The 17,682-nt window shown below is 52.7% G+C and carries 13 protein-coding genes and 1 other annotated feature; of the genes, 2 read left to right on the forward strand and 11 right to left on the reverse strand.

Going from position 1 to position 17,682, the window contains the following annotated elements:
- Positions 1–274: 274 nt before the first annotated feature.
- Positions 275–1,894 carry a sensor domain-containing protein gene (locus tag BLW29_RS30350; RefSeq protein WP_177186869.1) on the reverse strand — a complete coding sequence of 540 codons (1,620 nt, stop codon included), beginning with the start codon at positions 1,892–1,894 and terminating at the stop codon, positions 275–277.
- Between the two features lie 242 nt (positions 1,895–2,136).
- Between BLW29_RS30350 and BLW29_RS30355 the strand changes: the two genes are divergently transcribed.
- Complete coding sequence (locus BLW29_RS30355) at positions 2,137–2,922, forward strand: SDR family oxidoreductase (RefSeq protein ID WP_090986746.1); 786 nt, start codon at positions 2,137–2,139, stop codon at positions 2,920–2,922.
- 378 nt (positions 2,923–3,300) lie between these two features.
- Here the strand turns inward: BLW29_RS30355 and BLW29_RS30360 are convergent, their stop codons facing one another.
- From BLW29_RS30360 to BLW29_RS30385, 6 genes are all read right to left on the reverse strand, one after another.
- Entirely contained in the window at positions 3,301–4,983 is a 1,683-nt protein-coding gene (locus BLW29_RS30360; protein WP_090986749.1) for a glutamine--tRNA ligase/YqeY domain fusion protein, read from the reverse strand.
- Between the two features lie 119 nt (positions 4,984–5,102).
- Positions 5,103–5,369, reverse strand: a binding site (T-box leader).
- A gap of 63 nt (positions 5,370–5,432) precedes the next feature.
- Entirely contained in the window at positions 5,433–6,656 is a 1,224-nt protein-coding gene (locus tag BLW29_RS30365; protein ID WP_090986751.1) for an amidohydrolase, read from the reverse strand.
- A gap of 162 nt (positions 6,657–6,818) precedes the next feature.
- Positions 6,819–7,166: a hypothetical protein gene (locus BLW29_RS30370; protein ID WP_090986753.1), complete on the reverse strand. Its 348-nt coding sequence runs from the start codon at positions 7,164–7,166 to the stop codon at positions 6,819–6,821.
- 50 nt (positions 7,167–7,216) lie between these two features.
- Complete coding sequence (locus tag BLW29_RS30375; protein ID WP_090986754.1) at positions 7,217–8,410, reverse strand: copper amine oxidase N-terminal domain-containing protein; 1,194 nt, start codon at positions 8,408–8,410, stop codon at positions 7,217–7,219.
- A gap of 32 nt (positions 8,411–8,442) precedes the next feature.
- A complete protein-coding gene (locus tag BLW29_RS30380) occupies positions 8,443–9,462 on the reverse strand; it encodes a zinc-binding alcohol dehydrogenase family protein (protein ID WP_090986756.1) in 1,020 nt (339 codons plus the stop codon).
- Entirely contained in the window at positions 9,459–10,979 is a 1,521-nt protein-coding gene (locus BLW29_RS30385) for a tagaturonate reductase (protein ID WP_090986759.1), read from the reverse strand. The genes BLW29_RS30380 and BLW29_RS30385 overlap by 4 nt, the downstream gene beginning before the upstream one ends.
- A gap of 141 nt (positions 10,980–11,120) precedes the next feature.
- Here BLW29_RS30385 and BLW29_RS30390 point away from each other — a divergent pair, with 141 nt between their 5' ends.
- Positions 11,121–11,984 carry a helix-turn-helix domain-containing protein gene (locus BLW29_RS30390; protein WP_090986761.1) on the forward strand — a complete coding sequence of 288 codons (864 nt, stop codon included), beginning with the start codon at positions 11,121–11,123 and terminating at the stop codon, positions 11,982–11,984.
- 51 nt (positions 11,985–12,035) lie between these two features.
- Here the strand turns inward: BLW29_RS30390 and BLW29_RS30395 are convergent, their stop codons facing one another.
- From BLW29_RS30395 to uxuA, 4 genes are all read right to left on the reverse strand, one after another.
- Positions 12,036–14,393, reverse strand: coding sequence for a glycoside hydrolase family 95 protein (locus BLW29_RS30395; protein ID WP_090986763.1), 2,358 nt, complete (start codon positions 14,391–14,393; stop codon positions 12,036–12,038).
- A 204-nt stretch (positions 14,394–14,597) separates the two neighbouring features.
- Entirely contained in the window at positions 14,598–15,404 is an 807-nt protein-coding gene (locus tag BLW29_RS30400; RefSeq protein ID WP_090986765.1) for a Nif3-like dinuclear metal center hexameric protein, read from the reverse strand.
- Positions 15,405–15,416: 12 nt separating this feature from the next.
- The gene (locus BLW29_RS30405) at positions 15,417–16,274 is read right to left on the reverse strand and encodes an SDR family oxidoreductase (RefSeq protein ID WP_090986767.1); all 858 of its coding nucleotides are present in this window, start codon (positions 16,272–16,274) and stop codon (positions 15,417–15,419) included.
- On the reverse strand, positions 16,274–17,344 hold the full coding sequence (gene uxuA, locus BLW29_RS30410) for a mannonate dehydratase (RefSeq protein WP_090986769.1): 1,071 nt from the start codon (positions 17,342–17,344) through the stop codon (positions 16,274–16,276). The genes BLW29_RS30405 and uxuA overlap by 1 nt, the downstream gene beginning before the upstream one ends.
- Positions 17,345–17,682 lie beyond the last annotated feature (338 nt).

Below are 17,682 nucleotides of genomic sequence, written 5' to 3' on the forward strand. Positions count from 1 at the left end.
GTTCCATAAAGCCATGTAACAGCGCGAAAAAACAAGCAATCTTGTGAGAACTTGTTTTTTGGCTGGAAGGACTCCGGATTAAAGGGGCTGAGCCGCAATGTGCAACATTTCCTCTATAATCCCCCTTTTTCAATGGGAATGTTGCATAATAGGCAACATTCCCTCGCGAAGACGCCACTGCAAGCGCAAAAAAGTGACTAAGCAAGGACGCCTACCCCCGCCAGCCACTTTTGTTCTCCTAACCTGTCCCACCTCCGGGATAGTCCACGACTGCTTAAACCGGAATCTGCTGCAGCGCCGCCAGCGCAACCGGCTTGTTAATGTAATACCCCTGAATGCCCCAGCAGCTCATCGCCCGAAGCATCTCATACTGATCCGCGTCCTCTACACCTTCTGCAATGACCTTCAACCGCAAAGCGCCGGCCATAACCAGCATGGCGGACAGAACAGACTCATTCATCTCTTGGATGAATGAGCGATCCATCTTCAACGTATCGATGGGCAGCAGTGTCAGCATACTCAGCGAGGAGTATCCGGTGCCGAAGTCATCCAGCGCAATGCTGAAACCAAAGGATCGCAGCCGGCTGAGCGTTTGTCTTATGCCCTCGGCATCGCTAATTACCGTACTCTCCGTCAGCTCCAGCTCGATCGCTTGTGGAGGGACATTCTCCTGCTCGACGATTGCAATGATTCGATCTACAAAATCCGGCTCACTTAGCTGCACGCTCGAAATATTCACGGATACCCGAATCTCGTCCCCGTAGCTCTCCACCAGCTGATGCCAATCCTTACATGCTTGGTGGATCACCCAGTAGCCGATCGGCACAATGAGGCCGGTTTGTTCCGTAATGGGAATAAACTCTGCGGGCTGCACCATCCCTACAAGGGCTCGGTTCCAGCGAAGCAGTGCCTCGGCTCCGACCACGCATTCTTGCTGCGGGCTGTAAATCAGCTGATAATGCAGCTCGAACTCCTTCAGCTCAAGCGCTCTCGACAACGCAAGCTCATGGATGAAATTCTCGACATGATCGTACCTGGAGGTTGCCTCGTACACGTGGAAACCTTTGCGACCGGCACCTTTGGCCTTATAGAGCGCAATGTCCGCCTGTTTGAGCAGGGTCTGAATGTCTTCCTGTTCCTGCTTCAGCGCAATGCCAATGCTGCAGTTCAGCTTAATTTGCTGGTCGTAAATTCGAAAAGGTGCGCGAAACAGCTCCATAATCAGAAAAGCCATCGTCTCCGGCTGCTCTACAGGTACGCCGGCAGCTACGATAAATTCATCGCCGCCAAGTCGAACGAGCGTATAGTCCGTCTTAAAGACGATGCTTAATCGAGTCGCAACCTCCACAAGCACCGCATCTCCTGCATCGTGGCCGAACGTATCGTTAATATTTTTAAAATAGTCGAGGTCGAGCAGAAAGAGCGCTTCGGCACTCACCATTTTTTCCATGAGATATCTGCGGTTGTACAGTTTCGTTCGGTCATCGTGGTAGGCATAGTGGAACAGCAAGTTCTCGTAGTTCTTGCGTTCGGTAATATCCCGCGTCAAGCAGATGACATACTCGACCTTCCCGCTTTCTCCAAATATAGGCGACAGCATCGATTCCCCGCTCATCGTCCCATTCGGCATCACAACGCCATCCTCATAGCGAATATCCGTCCGCTCCGTCACGACTCTAACGTATTTCTTATATAAATATTCAGCCATTGCAGGCTTATTGCGTTCAAAGAACGTCTGCCCTACATCTGCCATCGTAATTCCCGTCATACGGGTAGCCGCTTTATTAACGTAATAGTAGGTCAGTTCCATGTCCTCTGCTTTCATAATAAAGACACCGTCTGCGATATCATCCAGCATCCGACCGATTTGCAAATGAAACTCGTGTGGGTTCATGTCCCCGTTCAACTCCTTGTGCGGTGCCTCTACGATGTAAATGTTTTGTGTATCCCTATACTTCTGCAATTTGAAGGCGTTCTCCTGCTCTATACAATCGCTTAACTCATGAATATTTAATCCCTTTAATCCTACGATAGGCATCTCCGTGGATCGTGACATCGCTTAGCACACTCGACAAGGAGGAGGAAATATTGCATGCTAGTTAATAAAGTGAACGAGTAGAATGGAGGAATGGTTTGATGGATTTAGGATTTCGCAATCGTACTGTAATCGTGACGGCATCCAGCAAGGGACTTGGAAAAGCTTCCGCGCTTCGGCTCTCCGAAGAGGGAGCAAACGTGGTCATCTGCGGCAGAAACGCAGACACTATTGAAGCAGCTGCGGCTGATATCCGCACGGCTACCGGAGGGGAAGTGCTTGCGGTGCGAGCCGATGTTTCCTCGCCCGCAGATATTGAAACGCTTGTAGCCGCTGCTGTCGAGCGGTTCGGCAGTATTGACGGGCTCGTTTGCAATGCAGGCGGCCCACCGGCAGGAACGTTCACCAGCATCACGGACGAGCAGTGGGAGTCCGCCTTCCAGCAGAACGTGATGAGCGTGGTCCGACTGGTTCGGCATACGCTGCCGCATTTCCCTGCTGAAGGCGGACGGATCGTGTACGTATCCTCCACGTCGATCAAGCAGCCGATCCCCGGCCTCGTGCTCAGCAACTCGCTGCGCCTCGGCGTGCAAGGGCTGATCAAGACGCTTGCGGACGAGCTCGCGCCGCGGAATATCCTGATCAACGCGGCAGCGCCCGGCCGGTTCGCGACGGACCGCGTCCGTTCGCTGGACGAGTCACGCGCGTCTGCAACGGGCATTACGTACGAGGCACAGCGCGCTCGTGCCGAAAGCGAAGTCGGCGTAGGCCGCTACGGCGAACCGGCGGAATTCGCCCGCTACGTCGCGTTCCTCGCGTCGCCAGCGAATAGCTATATGACCGGCCAAGCGTTAATGGTCGACGGCGGGTTGGTTCGCTCGCTGTAGGATAGGAAAGGGACGCCCCGCGAGTGTGTGTAATCGCGGGGCGTCCCTTTTTGGATGCTTGACGGGAACTTTGGCGCGGCTTCGGTGGTGAGAGTTCGACTTATGGCCTCACACCCCCACACTCGCGGCTGGATTGATTAGTTTACCTGCTGAGAGTTCTAATTCTGTACGCTCAGCTTCATTTCGGTGCGGTATTGGCGGTGAGAGTTCGTTTTATGACCTCTCAGCCCCACACTCGTGGCTGGATTAGTTAGTTTACCTGCTGAGAGTTCCAATTTTGTACGCTCAGCAGCATTTCGGTGCGGTATTGGTGGTGAGAGTTCGTTTTATGAACTCTCAGCCCCACAATCGCGCATGACTGAGGAGCATCTCTTCCCTTTACTTCTTATTCCACGTATCCTTCAGTGGCACGATTCGATTAAACACAAGCCGTCCCTCTACGCCGCTATGTTTCCGATCTACGCAGAAGAACCCGTGCCGGAAGAATTGATACCTTTCCTCCGGACCTGCACCTTGAACCGAAGGCTCGATCAGCGCGTCCTTGACGATCACGAGCGAGTCTGGGTTGATTGCGTCGGCCCAGCTGCCGTCCTCGCGTGTTGGCGCACTCTCGTCAAGCAGCAGCTTGTCGTACAGATGAACATCCGCCTTCACCGCATGCGCTGCCGATACCCAGTGAATCGTTCCCTTCACCTTGCGTGCGGTGAAACCCGATCCGCTCTTCGTAAGTGGATCATACGTGCAGCGAAGCTCCGTAACCTCCCCGCTCGCCGGCTCCCGGACCACTTCCTCGCAGCGGATGAAATACGCGCCTTTCAGCCGCACTTCACATCCCGGGCTCAGTCGGTGATACCCCTTCGGCGGCACCTCCGCGAAATCATCCCGCTCAATATAGATCGTCCGCGAGAACGGAATCTCACGCCGCCCCATACCCTCGTTCTCGCTATTGTTCTCCACCGTCAGCAGCTCTGTTTCACCCTCCGGATAATTCGTGATGACTACCTTCAACGGCTGCAAAACCGCCATCACACTCGCCGTCTTCTCCTTCAGCTCTTGTCTGAGACAATGATCCAGCAGGGAGATATCCACCGTGCTCGTCGTACGAATACTGCCAATCTCCTCGATAAATCGGCGGATGCTCTCCGGCGTAAAGCCTCTTCTTCTCAGCCCGCGCAGCGTAGGCAGCCTCGGATCATCCCAGCCGTCTACGTAGCCGCCGGTGACAAGCTGCCTCAGGAATCTCTTGCTCGTCACAACGCCTGTTAAGTTAAGCCGCCCGAATTCCCTTTGCCGAGGAGGCTCTACGATACCCAGTCCGTCCAAAACCCACTCATACAACGGCCGGTGGTCCTTGAATTCAATCGAGCACAGAGAGTACGTAATCCCCTCGATGGCATCTTGAATGGGATGAGCAAAATCATACATCGGATAAATACACCATTCGTTCCCCGTCCGATAGTGCTCTGCATGGATAATTCGGTAGATGATGGGGTCGCGCAGATTGAGATTTGGTGATGCCATGTCGATTTTGGCACGGAGCACCATGGATGAGGCCGGATAGTCGCCATTTCGCATTTTCGCAAAAATCCCCAAGTTCTCCTCGATAGACCGCCCCCGATACGGACTGTTCTTCCCCGGCTCCGTTAACGTTCCGCGATATTCCCGCGTCTCGTCCGGAGTTAGCTCACATACGTACGCTCTCCCACGCTCAATCAAGGTGACCGCAGCTTGATAAATTTGTTCCGAGTAATCGGAGCCGTAATAGATATGCTCGCCCGGATCGTAACCGAGCCAGCGGATATCCTCCACGATCGCGTTAACGTACTCGATATCCTCCTTCAGCGGATTCGTGTCGTCGAAGCGCAGGTTGAAGTTGCCGCCGAATCTTTGCGCCATCGTATAGTTCGTATGAATCGCATAGGCGCTCCCGATGTGAAGATAGCCATTAGGCTCAGGCGGAAACCGCGTGCACATGGCTCTCCCGAAAGGCTCCTTCTCCAATTCTCCGCTAATCAGCTTATATAGAAAATTCTCGTTATGATGTTCCTTCTCGTTATCCAAGGTCGACGCCTCCTAATGAAGTTGATGGGACAAATGATGATTGGTTTGGGGCAACCTTTGGTTGCCACAGCATTCATCTACGCACAAACTAAAAAAACTCCACCCCCAAGACATGTTGTCTTGGGGACGAAGTTTATCGTCGCGGTGCCACCCCAGCTTCATTAATATGTCGCCATATTAACCTCTTCAAGTACGCCGCCTGCCTGTATCCATGCAGATGGTTATACTCTAGCTCTGTAACGGGAGCTCCCGTCATGCCATCCCCGTGCGGTTCCGACATGCTGCTCAGAGGCTTGTTTCGCGAAAATGTCCCTTGCTCCTTCTCAGCTGCCGGAGCTCTCTGTATAAGAACGATGTTTCCCTACTCTTCTCGTCATCGCGTTTCATTATTGGAAAGATGATAACAGAAAATCCTTATCCAGTAAATAGGCGTGCGGTTACCGCAATACTTACAGTGTTCCCGAAACCACGTTGCCACGATACAGCGAAGCGATTCGCGGCGCTCTTCTGGCCACAGCTTCCGCGGAGCAGCTCGCTTGCACGAGTACTGCCGAAGCATCGTCGCCTACAGCCGGCCATACCCGCTGGCCTTGTTCATTCAGCGGCAGCACGCCGCCCGTAATAAATCCAAGCGCACGAGTCAGCGAATACTCGTCCGACATATGGTACACCTCAGCCAGACGTCCCGCTTTCTCCAAATTATCGCCATTGCCGAATGGTGACCAGTGATCCGTAAGGCTGTCCGTTCCCAGCTCCACCTTCACGCCTTTGCGATGCAGCATTGGAATCGGCATGACCAATCCCCCAATCGGCACCGTGGAGGCTACCGAAATGCCCGCTTCCGCAAAACGTTCCGCCAACTGCTCCGCTTGCGCCGGCGTTCCACTCGCAAAACCAAAAGCATGGCTGACGGTAACCCGTCCCTGCCAGCCTGCATCGATCGTCATCTCAGCAAGTCGGTGCATCGTCTCATAACCTGCTGCCCCTTGCTCATGAAGGTGCATGTCCACACCGGCGCCGGTTTCAACGGCAAGATCCATCATCGCATGCAGCGATTGCTCCATGTCCCCATCCACGGAAGTAGGGTCGAGTCCGCCGACAAGCGTGGCACCATGCTCAATCGCCTGCTTTACCAAGCCGCGCGAATTCGAACGCAGCAAACCGTGCTGCGGGAACGCGACCAGCTCATAGTCCAGTTTGCCTTCGTAGGCGGCAAGTGCTTGCTTCGCCACTTCCAGTCCTCTAAGCTCGCTGGTCGGCTCGATGTTGACGTGACCTCTCATATGCGTCGACCCAAATCCGAGCAGCAGCTCGATGATTTGCTTCGCCCGATCTACCGCAACGGGAAGAAGCTTCGGCAGTAAGATTTTCTCCTCTTCAATCCGGTCAAAAATACTCCGAGCCGGCTTCACTGCCTGCCAAGGACCGCCGAAATAGGTTTTATCCAGATGGATGTGCGCATCTCTGAATGCAGGAAGCAGCAGCATTCCTCTCGCATCTCGCTTCGGACGCTGATCCTCTGCAGGGATCGCCTCGAACAAGATCGACTCGATTCGGCCATCCATAACCAGCACATGGCCAATCGCCGTCTCTGTTCCGGAGACAACTCCATTCTCACGCTGGAACCCCGTCTCCAGCCGCACGTTTTGCAGCCAATACGTCGTGACATTCATTTTGCATGCTCCAATCTATCGGTTGGTTTGTAGATATCCTATTAATTTACCACATCTGAGGAAGAATCGAATCATTGGCGACGCGTTAAAAAACCTCCAGCTCCACTAGTTAAAGTGGTTCTTGGAGGTTCCAACTCTTATCCTGACAGGTAATGGCGAGGCTCACTTCTTATCCACTTGAAGCAGCGAGACGTTCTTCACCGCATACGTATCCTTCAGCTTCTCTTCGTTTAGTACGTTTAACTTGATTAAGCCTGCTATCTTAGAAGAGTCCGGTCTGGAGAGCAGCCGCCATACTTCCAGGTCACCAAGTGATTCGTACAGTTTAATATCATCGTATTCCTTGCGCTCCTGATGAACGACTTTCACCCGGTATTTCCCCGTCTCCAGCTCCGAAACACCTTGATCCTCGCAGTGTACCAAAATCTCTCCGCGAAGCTCCGTCAGCTCCTGCTCGATTTCCTTCTGCTTCTGCTTCAACTGGAAATAGCGTTTAACCTTCTTGTCCACCTGATTCACGCTCCTCTGTTACATACCTATGCAGAGGATGTGCTTAATATTTATGGTGCCAATTTCTCATGACTTTGGCCTGTTACATTGATTTTATATTGTCCGGTGGTAGTGTTCTTCTCCTCGCTTGTACCCAAATAATAATACCCGGAAATATAAACGCCATCATCTGCAACTTTCCAGTTATCTCTCACAACCGCAATGGCTCCTTCGGGAGTCTGCTGCTCATTTACGCCATATATATAACCTTTAACACCTAGATATTCTTGGGTATTATCTTGCAAATTCACCTTCAATAAATTGCTGTGTTCATCCACTCTTGGCCACGGATCAACACCAGGACCATTCACCAAAATATACATAGCCGTACTGGTGAATTTGATATCGAAAATGGGGTTGGAGTAGATCAGTTTCAGCGTGCCGTCTCGATATTGATAAATCGAATCTTCCCCGACTTCTGCGTCAACATGGAAGACTAGATACTTGGTATCCGAGACCGTAAACCAGTGAAACGGACTCCCGGGAGTCCCGGGATAAGGATGATAGCTGGCAAAAGGCGATTCTCCACCCGACCAATCATGCAAAACCATCGATCCATCATCTTTATAGTAAACAAGTAAATTATGATCACCATAAAACACTTTATTCCCTTTGCCTTCTATCGCCCATGCAAATAGTGCGAGGTAACGATGTCCGTCCGCATATTTCTTAATAAATGCCTGTTTATCTGCAATAAAGATGAGTTTATAGGCGTTCGCGTAACTAACCGATTTGCCCAAAGCCTCGCCAATAGCACGCAAAGGCAAATAAGTACGACCACTGAACGCCTCTGCCGCTACATCCAGCTCCCGTTCAACTCCATTAACCTGTATGTTCTTGCTGCCTACTCTTAAATCCACTTTCAGATTGTTCAGCGTAACGGTAACCTCTTTGTTTGGAGCAGACCAATCTACTTTAGCACCAAAAGCTTGAGCCACCGTGCGCAGAGGCACCATCGTACGGCCCTGCTCAACAAATGGTTTATCGCTGCTGGCTTCATGGCCGCCTATAAAAAATCGCTCCTGCCCGATCTCCATAATGACCGTTTTGGCGAAATCTTCCCTCGAGAGACTGCTATTGTAATCAAAGAGCGTTGCCGCACTGACAGCTGCAGCTGCGTTGGCAGTAGCAGCTGCAACAACAACAGGAAAGATCGTACTTAGCCCCAGGAAAGCAATAAGCGCTAGCTCTATGTGTTTTCTCATTTCTATCAGTCTCCTTTGCTACTGGCCATCCCCTAAAGCTCCACCATCGCTTTAATTACTCGCGATTCCGGCTTCAACCAGCCTTGAAATTGCTCGATCATCTCGGCGAGCGGTGCACGATGCGTGATGTAGCGGTTGACATCAATGCTGCCTGCGGACAGCGCTTCCAAGACGGTGTCGAAGTCTTCTCTCGTTGCATTGCGGCTGGCCATCAGCGTTAGCTCGCGTTTGTGAAACTCGGGATCGTTGAAGGTGATGTCGGCTTTGACCAACCCGACGAAGACGAGCCTGCCGCCGTGGGCCACATAACGGAACGAGTCGCCCATGGACCGCGCATTGCCCGTCGCATCGAAGACGACGGTGGGTAGCTCGCCGCCGCAAGCATCCATGATGCGCTGAACCGGTTCATCCTGCAGCGCGTTTACAAGCGCATCGGTCCCCGCCCATTGCTCGCAGAAGCTAAGCCGATCGCCGCTTATGTCCATCGCGATGACTTTCGCACCAATGTGCTTAGCGATGGCCATCACGCCGAGGCCGATCGGTCCGCCCCCGATGACCAGCGCCGTCTCGCCCGCGGCAAGACCAGACCTGCGCACGGCATGCGCCCCGATCGCAAGCGGCTCCAGCACAGCCGTCTGGTCCAGCGTCAGTCCGTTCGCCGAGAGCAGACAAGCGACAGGAACTGAGATCCGCTCACGCATGCCGCCATCGCGATGCACGCCGAGTACCGACATATCGGTACAGCAATTCGTTTTGCCGCTGCGGCAGGCGATGCAAACACCGCAGTGTACATACGGGATAATGCTGACTTGATCACCAACCGTAAGTCCCTGCTCATTATAGCCAATCCCTTCAATAATGCCCGCAAGCTCATGCCCCAGAATACGCGGGTAAGAGAAGAACGGCTGATTGCCTTTGAACGCGTGAAGATCCGTCCCGCAGATGCCGATTCGTTTAATGCTGACAATGGCATGTCCCGCTTCCAGTACCGGCTCAGGCAAGCTCTCCGTCCATTCGAAACGTTCTACTTCCGCACAAATAATTCCTTTCATAGCTGCCCCCTGCCTATCTCCGCGTTATTGTCGACGTGACTCGCTTCCATCTCTCGAATGAATACCGTAACTCCATCCGTCAGCCCTTCGATGGCAGACAAATCGCTGCCCCAAATTTCCTTGTGGCTAAGCAGCAGAGGGACAATCTCTGCAAGCGGACGCTTACTAGACCAGCTTCCGGCTAGAAGCTCCAAGGATGCCGCATCATCCCTGACCGTATATGGAGTACCATCAAGTGTGCGACCTGTGAAGCCGTCGGATTCGCGAACGACCTGGTAATACCGCAGAAGTGCGGCTAGCGACTTCACGATTCTCGGCGGAAGCGACTCTCCGCGATCCACATAATAAAGCAGCGTAGGCAGCAGCCGCGTTCTGAACTTGCTAATGCTGTTCATCGCAATATCCGCGAGACGATGGTTAATGAATGGATTTAGAAACCGTTCATACACGGCTTCCGCATACGCCATTAATTCTTCTTGCGGCATGGCAACCGTCGGCACAATTTCTTCTGCAACGGCTTCCCTTACGAAAGCTCCGAACTGCGGATTCTCCATGACATCTCTGACATATTCCTCGCCATGCAGTAGGGCAAGCGGGGTCATGAGCGTATGAGCACCGTTAAGAATGCGCACCTTTCTTAGCTGATACGGACGCAGATCCTCGACCCAGCGTACATTGAGCCCTGCCTGCTGCAGAGGCAGTTCCTCGTCAAGCTTCGAATCCGCTTCGATTGCCCAGAAGTGATACGGCTCCGCCGTAGTCAGCATCGCATCTTCATAGCCCCATTCCGAGAACCACGCCTCCGCTTGATCCCCCGCCGGATAGCCCGTGACAATGCGGTCCACCAGCGAATTAAGGAAGCGATTATGCGTCGATACCCATTCCCGGAACGGCTCAGGCAGCGACCAATCCGCACAATATTGCAGCACGCAGCGCTTTAGCTCGTCGCCATTGCGTTCAAGCAGCTCACAGGGCAGGAATATAAGTCCGTTGTCCGCGCTTCCACTGCCACCCAGCGCCAAATATCTGCGATAGAGCAGCCATGCGATTTTGCCTGGGAAGGACTGAATCGGTTCGCCTTCCACAAGCGGCTCCGGGTTGTAGACGAGTCCGGCTTCCGTAGTGTTGGATACGACGAAACGTAAGTCAGGACTCTCCGCCAGTGAGATGAGCTGCTGCCAATCGCTGTAGGGGTCGAAGACGGTAGAGAAGACGGACAAGATCTCCTTGTTCTCCACGCGTTCCCCATTCTCCAGTCCCCGTGTCACTAAGGTGTAGAGACCGTCTTGGCTTTGCAGTGTATTGATTTTCGCCCGACCCGTCGGCCTTGGCTGCGTCAGCGCCACACTTCCATGGAATAAACCTTGCTCTTGACACCTATGGATCATCCAATCGAAGAAGCCGCGCAGAAAGTTGCCTTCGCCAATTTGCAGCACCGTGACCGGGCTTTGCTTCATAGCCTCGTATGCTTGCCGCTGCTTAGCAGGTAATGTCTCGCTCCCAAGCTTTGTTCCCATCGATTCAAACCCCTTTGCTTGTTTGGTCTTCACCTAAATGTAACACCCTGATGAGATCATAAAAGTGCCTATTATTGCAGATTTATACCCTCATTTGATATATCCTTAGAAAAGATACGGACAACAAAGGAGCGCTTGCACATGAAGCCTATACGCAAACAGTTCGATGCCCAGCCTTCATTCCCTTTCGCCTTCACGTTCAAGGATCGGAAGACGCTGCAGCGCGAATTGCCTGATCATTTGCATGATTGGTTTGAGCTTGTCTACGTGCACAGCGGCAAAGGTGCTTTCTTCATAGACCGAACAATTTATGACATGAATCAAGGCGATCTCTTCATCATTCCGGGCAACACCATTCACCGCGCATTCCCGGACAAAGAGGATCCCGTTACGTCCACTGCGCTATTTTTTCATCCTATACTGCTGGATCGTATTTCGCTGGGTGAATCATTCTCCTATATGGAGTGCTTCGAGCAAAGCCGTATCCATCATAATTTCAAAATGGAATGTACACCAGCGCTTCAGCACCTTATGGAGCGAGCACTGGATGGGGTTGAAGCTGAGCTGCGGGCAGCGCAAGCAGGCTATCGCCATGCCATTGTTCTGCATGTAGAGCAGCTGCTGCTGGCGGTCAATCGGGAGAAAGGCGGTGAGAGGAAGCCTAGAGCCAGCTCCGCCTTTATCGGCCCGAGCTGGATGAAGGATAGTTTATTGTATATCGACCAGCATTTCACGGAGGCTGTCAGCCTCAGCAAGCTAAGTCAGATGGCTTCCGTCAGCCCTGCGCATTTCAGCCGTGTATTTAAGCAGAGCACAGGGATGAACGTTACCGGGTTTATTGCGGTTAAACGAATTGTGAGAGCCAAGGAGCTGCTGCAAGGCAAGGATGATACCATCGCAGTCATTGCTGAAGCCTGCGGCTTCGAGAGTATGCCTTATTTTCACCGGGTGTTTAAGCAAATTGTCGGCATGACGCCCTCGATCTATCGGCAGCAACGCAGCTAAAAAAGCCGCCGGCGAAGAGGCACTTCCTCCTCCCGCGGCGGCTTTCGAAACTTACCCGGTAATGGAGTAGCTTCCGTCTATATGAGTTGTGAATCGATACAAACCTCCGTCTACCTGTTCGGCAGCGACAAGGTTACCTTCGGCATCCGTAATCGTAATTGGCGACTCTGAACGCAGGGTGCAGCTGCCACCTACAAGAGATTTTACACTTGCCGTATGCAGTTTGCCTTCCTTCCACGTCATGCCGACTTCGAATCCCCCGCGAGCACGCAAGCCCTTAACAGACCCGTTTCGCCATGCATTCGGCAGCGCTGGAAGCAGCCATACATAATCCTGATGGGATTGCAGAAGCAATTCCGCAATGCCTGCCGTTGCGGCAAAGTTGCCATCAATCTGGAATGGTGGATGCGCGTCGAATAAGTTGGCGTATACACCGCCGCGGTGATAGTTTTCCTTCGCGTACTCATCGACTAGTTGAAGCAGGTTGTTCACTAAATTAAGCGCTCGGTCGCCATCTCCAAAACGTGCCCAAAGTCCAGTTTTCCACCCTAAGCTCCAACCGGTACCTTCATCTCCACGACGCTCCAGTGAGCGGCGGGCTGCTGCAAACAGCTCCGGTGTACCTGCCTCCGTCAGCTGACGGCCGGGATAGACGCCGAATAAATGCGAGACGTGACGATGGAATTGATCTTCATCCTCAAAGTCCTTATACCATTCCTGAAGCTGACCATATTTGCCAATCTGCAAGGGGAATAAGCGCTCAAGTGCCGCTACCAGCTCCGCTCTCCATTCCGCATCTACCTCCAGCTCCTCGGATGCTTCAATGCAGTTCGTAAACAAGTCCCATATAATCGATAGATCCATCGTGGATGCCACGCTGACGCCGGAGAACCCGTCTTTTGTCACGAATTTATGCTCCGGCGATGTGGATGGTGACGTAATGAGTCTTCCTTGACCGTCATCAATGAGCCAATCCAGGCAGAACATAGCCGATTCTTTCAGGATCGGATACGCCTTGTCTCTCAGGTAGGCTTTATCTCTGCTGAATGCGTAATGCTCCCATAGATGCTGGGCCATCCAAGGTCCGCCCATCGGCCACAAAGCCCATGCGGCATCACCTTCTCCGAAATCACCAACCGGCGCAGTGTGTCCCCAAATATCCGTGTTATGATGAGCCGTCCAGCCGCGAGCACCGTAATGAATGCGTGCCGTTTCCCGGCCGCTCTTCGATATCTTCTCGATTAAATCGATCATAGGCTCGTGACACTCGGCGAGCGCACAGGTTTCTGCCGGCCAATAGTTCATCTGCGTATTTATATTAATCGTATAATTGCTGCTCCATGGCGGTCTTGTTTCCTGATTCCATATGCCCTGCAGATTCGTCGCTTGCGTTCCCGGACGTGATGAAGCAATCATGAGGTAACGACCGTAATCGAATAGCAGCTTTACTAGTCCGGGGTCATTCGCCCCGTTCTGCTTAATCCGCTTATCCGTCGGAAGCAGCTCGTCCGACTCCGATGCTGGGCCCAGATCCAGTTCTACACGATTGAAAAATGCTTGATAATCTGCGATATGCCGCGTGCGAAGCTCCTCGAACGGGCGGCTCAGCGCCGCATGAATACGCTGCGAGGTAAGTAGCGCAGGCTGCTCGTCTTTCGCGTAGTCCGTCGCCGCATCGAAGACTAAGACAACCGATGTGGCGCCGCTTACGCGCAGTCCATCGGCGCTTGCTTCTACCGTACCGCCTTCCGCGGATGCTGCAAGCCTTCCGTTAAACCGGATGGCTTGTGACGTCGACTCATCGCCATACCGAATCGGGTTATCGGATGATTGATAGCTCGGCGCAACATGCTCGGGAGCGATGCCGCTCAGTACTAGATCCGATGCCCCGTCTGGATGTGTATGGTGACGAAGCGGACTGCTAAGCTTGGCATGGAAGGAGATCTTCCCTGGCTCGCTGGCGCTCAGTTTGATCACAATGACCTGATCCGGATGGGAGGCAAAATACTCCCGCGTATAATTTACGTTGCCGATCCTATAATTCACCGTCGATATCGCATCATCGATGCGGAGCTCCCGGCGGTAATCGTTCGTATTATTACCGTGCTCGAAGAGCAGATGCAAATGGCCCAGAGGCAGATACGATTGCGTGTATGCCCCCATCATTCGTTTGCACAGCTGATCTGCTTCTACATACTTCTCTTGCGCCAGCAATTGGCGAACTTCCGGCAGGGCAGCAAGCGCCTCCGGATTGTTCCAGCTGGGGTTCGGCCCCGACCAAAGCGTGTCTTCATTCAGCTGCAGCTGTTCGTGTTCCACACTGCCATAAATCATAGCTCCCAATCGCCCGTTGCCAATTGGCAGCGCTTCCGTCCAAACTCGTGCAGGTCCTGGATAATGCAATTTCAATTCATTTCCCTCCCAATCAGTCCTTGTTGGTGTCCTATTCACACAGTATCAAACTTCTGATCGTCTGTGTTGCAATTTTTTCCAAATGGGAGGATTGGATGAAAGTTTCCTTCATGCAGCCGACTGGAACCTTAGTCACCTATCAGAACACAGCAAAAAGAGCCCCCTCAAAAGTCCCCTGCGCACTTTTGAGACAGCCCACATTTACACCACATCAAACACCGGATCTACATTCACATAGTGCACCGGCACGGCGGTGAACAGCCGACTGAGCCGATTAGCCAGCAGCTTCATGCCTGGTTGCTCGCTCTCCAGGTGGCCGAGGACAAGGAGGGATTTCGCCACTCCGATGTGAACCGCGTCCCTCACGTACTCCGGCGTTTCCCACTCCGGTCCTTCGCCGTACAGGATCAGATCTAGCTGGTACTGCTCAAAGAGCGGAATTGCCAGCGCTCCCCCTCCCCTGTAACCAGCGAGTAATCCGACGCGCCGGCACTGCGCAGACAGATCACCTACAGCACGAAGCGACTCTATCCCGAGCCGCTTCTTCACATGTGCCGCAAATTCGAGGCCAGTATGCGAAGGAAGCTCAACAATCGAAGCAGCCGGGAGATGCTCCACGACGAATGCCTCCCAGCCCAGCTCCTGCAGCAAACCTTCCATAATGCCATCGGGCTGCTTCCGATGCAAGCCATCATGGAAGCGATAGACAGCAAGACCGTGGTCAGCTATCAGCTGTTTCTTAGCAGCGTGCACCGTCCCCACCATAGACGCGACCTTATCCCCATCATGGTGATGACTATAAAAGATCCCTTCATGGGAAATCACCAAGTTCGCACCTAGCGAAACCGCCTGCTCCAACACCTGCTGCGATGCGATGAAGGTGACGACGATTCCACTGACAGCCTGCCCGGTATTACCAGAGAGCAGTTGATCCGCACCATATCCAGCAGTTCCACCGACTGCCGTCGCCCCCAACACATCAAGCACATCCTGAACAATGAGCGTCATCTCAGCCTCCTCCTATACGCCCGAATACGCCATAAATCCGCCATCCACCGGGACCGTGACCCCGGTGACGAATCCGGACACGGTATCGTCCGCCAGCCAAACAAGTGCACCAAGCAGATCCTCCGGCTTTCCGAATCTACGCATTGGCGTATGAGTGATAATCTTATGAGAACGTTCTGTCAGCGAACCATCCTCATGGGTGAGCAGCTTCCGATTCTGTTCGGTCAAGAAGAAACCCGGCGCAATGGCATTGACTCGAATTCCCGCTTCCGCCATATGTACCGCGAGCCACTGCGTGAAGTTATCGATCGCTGCCTTTGCCGCGCTGTAAGCAGGCACTTTGGTCATTGGACTTGGTGCGCTCATCGAAGAAATATTGATAATCGATGCTCCTTCGACATGAACCATTTGCTTGGCAAAAGCCTGCGTAGGCAGCAGCGTGCCTTTAAAATTCAAATCAAACACATACCCGAAGCCCTTCTCCGTTAAATCGAAAAAGGTACGAATGCCCTCGACTCCTACATCATCTGCTTTAAAAATCTCATTCGTCGTGCTGCCCTCCGGATGGTTGCCGCCTGCGCCATTTACGAGCAGATGGCATGGTCCTAGTTGCTCCGCAACCACGCCAGCCGCCGCATCCACACTTGCAGCATCGAGCACGTCGCAGACAACGGCGATCGCCTCATGCCCTTCCTCGCGAATCTCCTCTGCTACTTTCCGGCCCGATTCCTCCGTCCGGTTCAGGATGGCTACCTTCATTCCCTGCCTCGCTAATTCCTTCGCCATCGCGGAACACAGGACGCCGCTTCCTCCTGTCACTACAGCAACTTTTCCCCGCAGATTCTCATGCTTCGGTATACTCAAACTCATTATTTCGTCACCTCGCCTGCACGCATGGAATCCCAAACGCCCCACAAATACATAATGCCTAACGCCCGATCATACAGCCCATAACCCGGACGGCATTGTTCATCCCAGATATGCCTACCATGATCCGGACGGGCATAACCGGTAAATCCTGTCTCGTAATAGGCTCGCACGATACCTGCAATATCTACCGTTCCGTCGGAGGTGCGATGCGAGGTTTCAATGAAATCCCCATTGTCATAGACGCGCACATTCCGAATATGCGCGAATGGAATACGGCCCTTAAACTCATGCACCATAGCCACGATATCGTTGGCCGGATTAGCGCCAAGCGATCCGCTGCACAACGTCACGCCATTGCAAGGGCTGTCGACAAGCTGCAGCAGCCTGCGGATGCTTTCTCGGCTATTAATAATGCGCGGCAGGCCAAAAATCGGCCAAGGCGGATCATCGGGATGAATGGCCATTTGGATGCCATGACGCTCCGCGGTTGGGATAATCTGCTCCAGAAAATACTGTAGATTGCTCCACAAATCTTCTGCCGTCACCTGCTTGTATTGCTCAAATAAAGGCGCCAGCAGCTTTAATCGTTCTGGCTCCCAGCCCGGCATCGTAAAATCCAGCTCATTAGCGATACGGTTCACGAGCTCGCCAGGATCCATGCTGTCGACCTTCGCCTTCTCATAGAAGAGCGCCGTTGAACCATCCTCCAGCTCCTTGAACAACTCGGTCCGCACCCAATCGAAAACCGGCATAAAGTTGTAGCAGATCGTTTTGACGCCAACCTTCGCCAGCTTCTCGATCGTCTTCTTATAATTGTTTATATAATGATCCCTCGAAGGCAGCCCCAGCTTAATATCCTCATGGACATTTACACTTTCGACAACCTCCAGATGCAGGCCGTACTCATCGGCTTGTTCCTTGTAGGCCAGAATTTTGTCCATCGGCCACTCTTCACCTGCAGGGACATCATGCAGCGCCCAAACAATACCTTCTACCCCTGGAATTTGCTTGATCTGCTTCAACGTAACCGTATCATTGCCGGTCCCATACCAGCGAAACACCATTCTCATGCCGCTTCCCTCCCTTTCTCTTAATAGGTTTATTATTTAAGCCTTTACTTAATAATGGCAACATCCCGCTTCCCTATCCTTCTCTTTAGAGATTTCTTATTTAAGTCTTCACTTAATTAAGAGTTGCGAAAAAGAGATAGAGACTGCGACAGAGAGACAATGTGGCATAGAGTCTAACCGCCAAAAGCACATCACGCTTCCCTGCCCCCTTCTCTTCGGAGATTTCTTATTTAAGTCTTCACTTAAATAAGAGCTGCAAAAATGAGATAGAGACTGCGCCGGAGAGACAATGTGCCATAGAGTCTACCCGCAAAAGAGCACATTCCGCTCCCTACCCT

The sequence above is a fragment of the Paenibacillus sp. CF384 genome (genome assembly GCF_900106745.1).
Classification (GTDB): Bacteria; Bacillota; Bacilli; order Paenibacillales; family Paenibacillaceae; genus Paenibacillus_Z.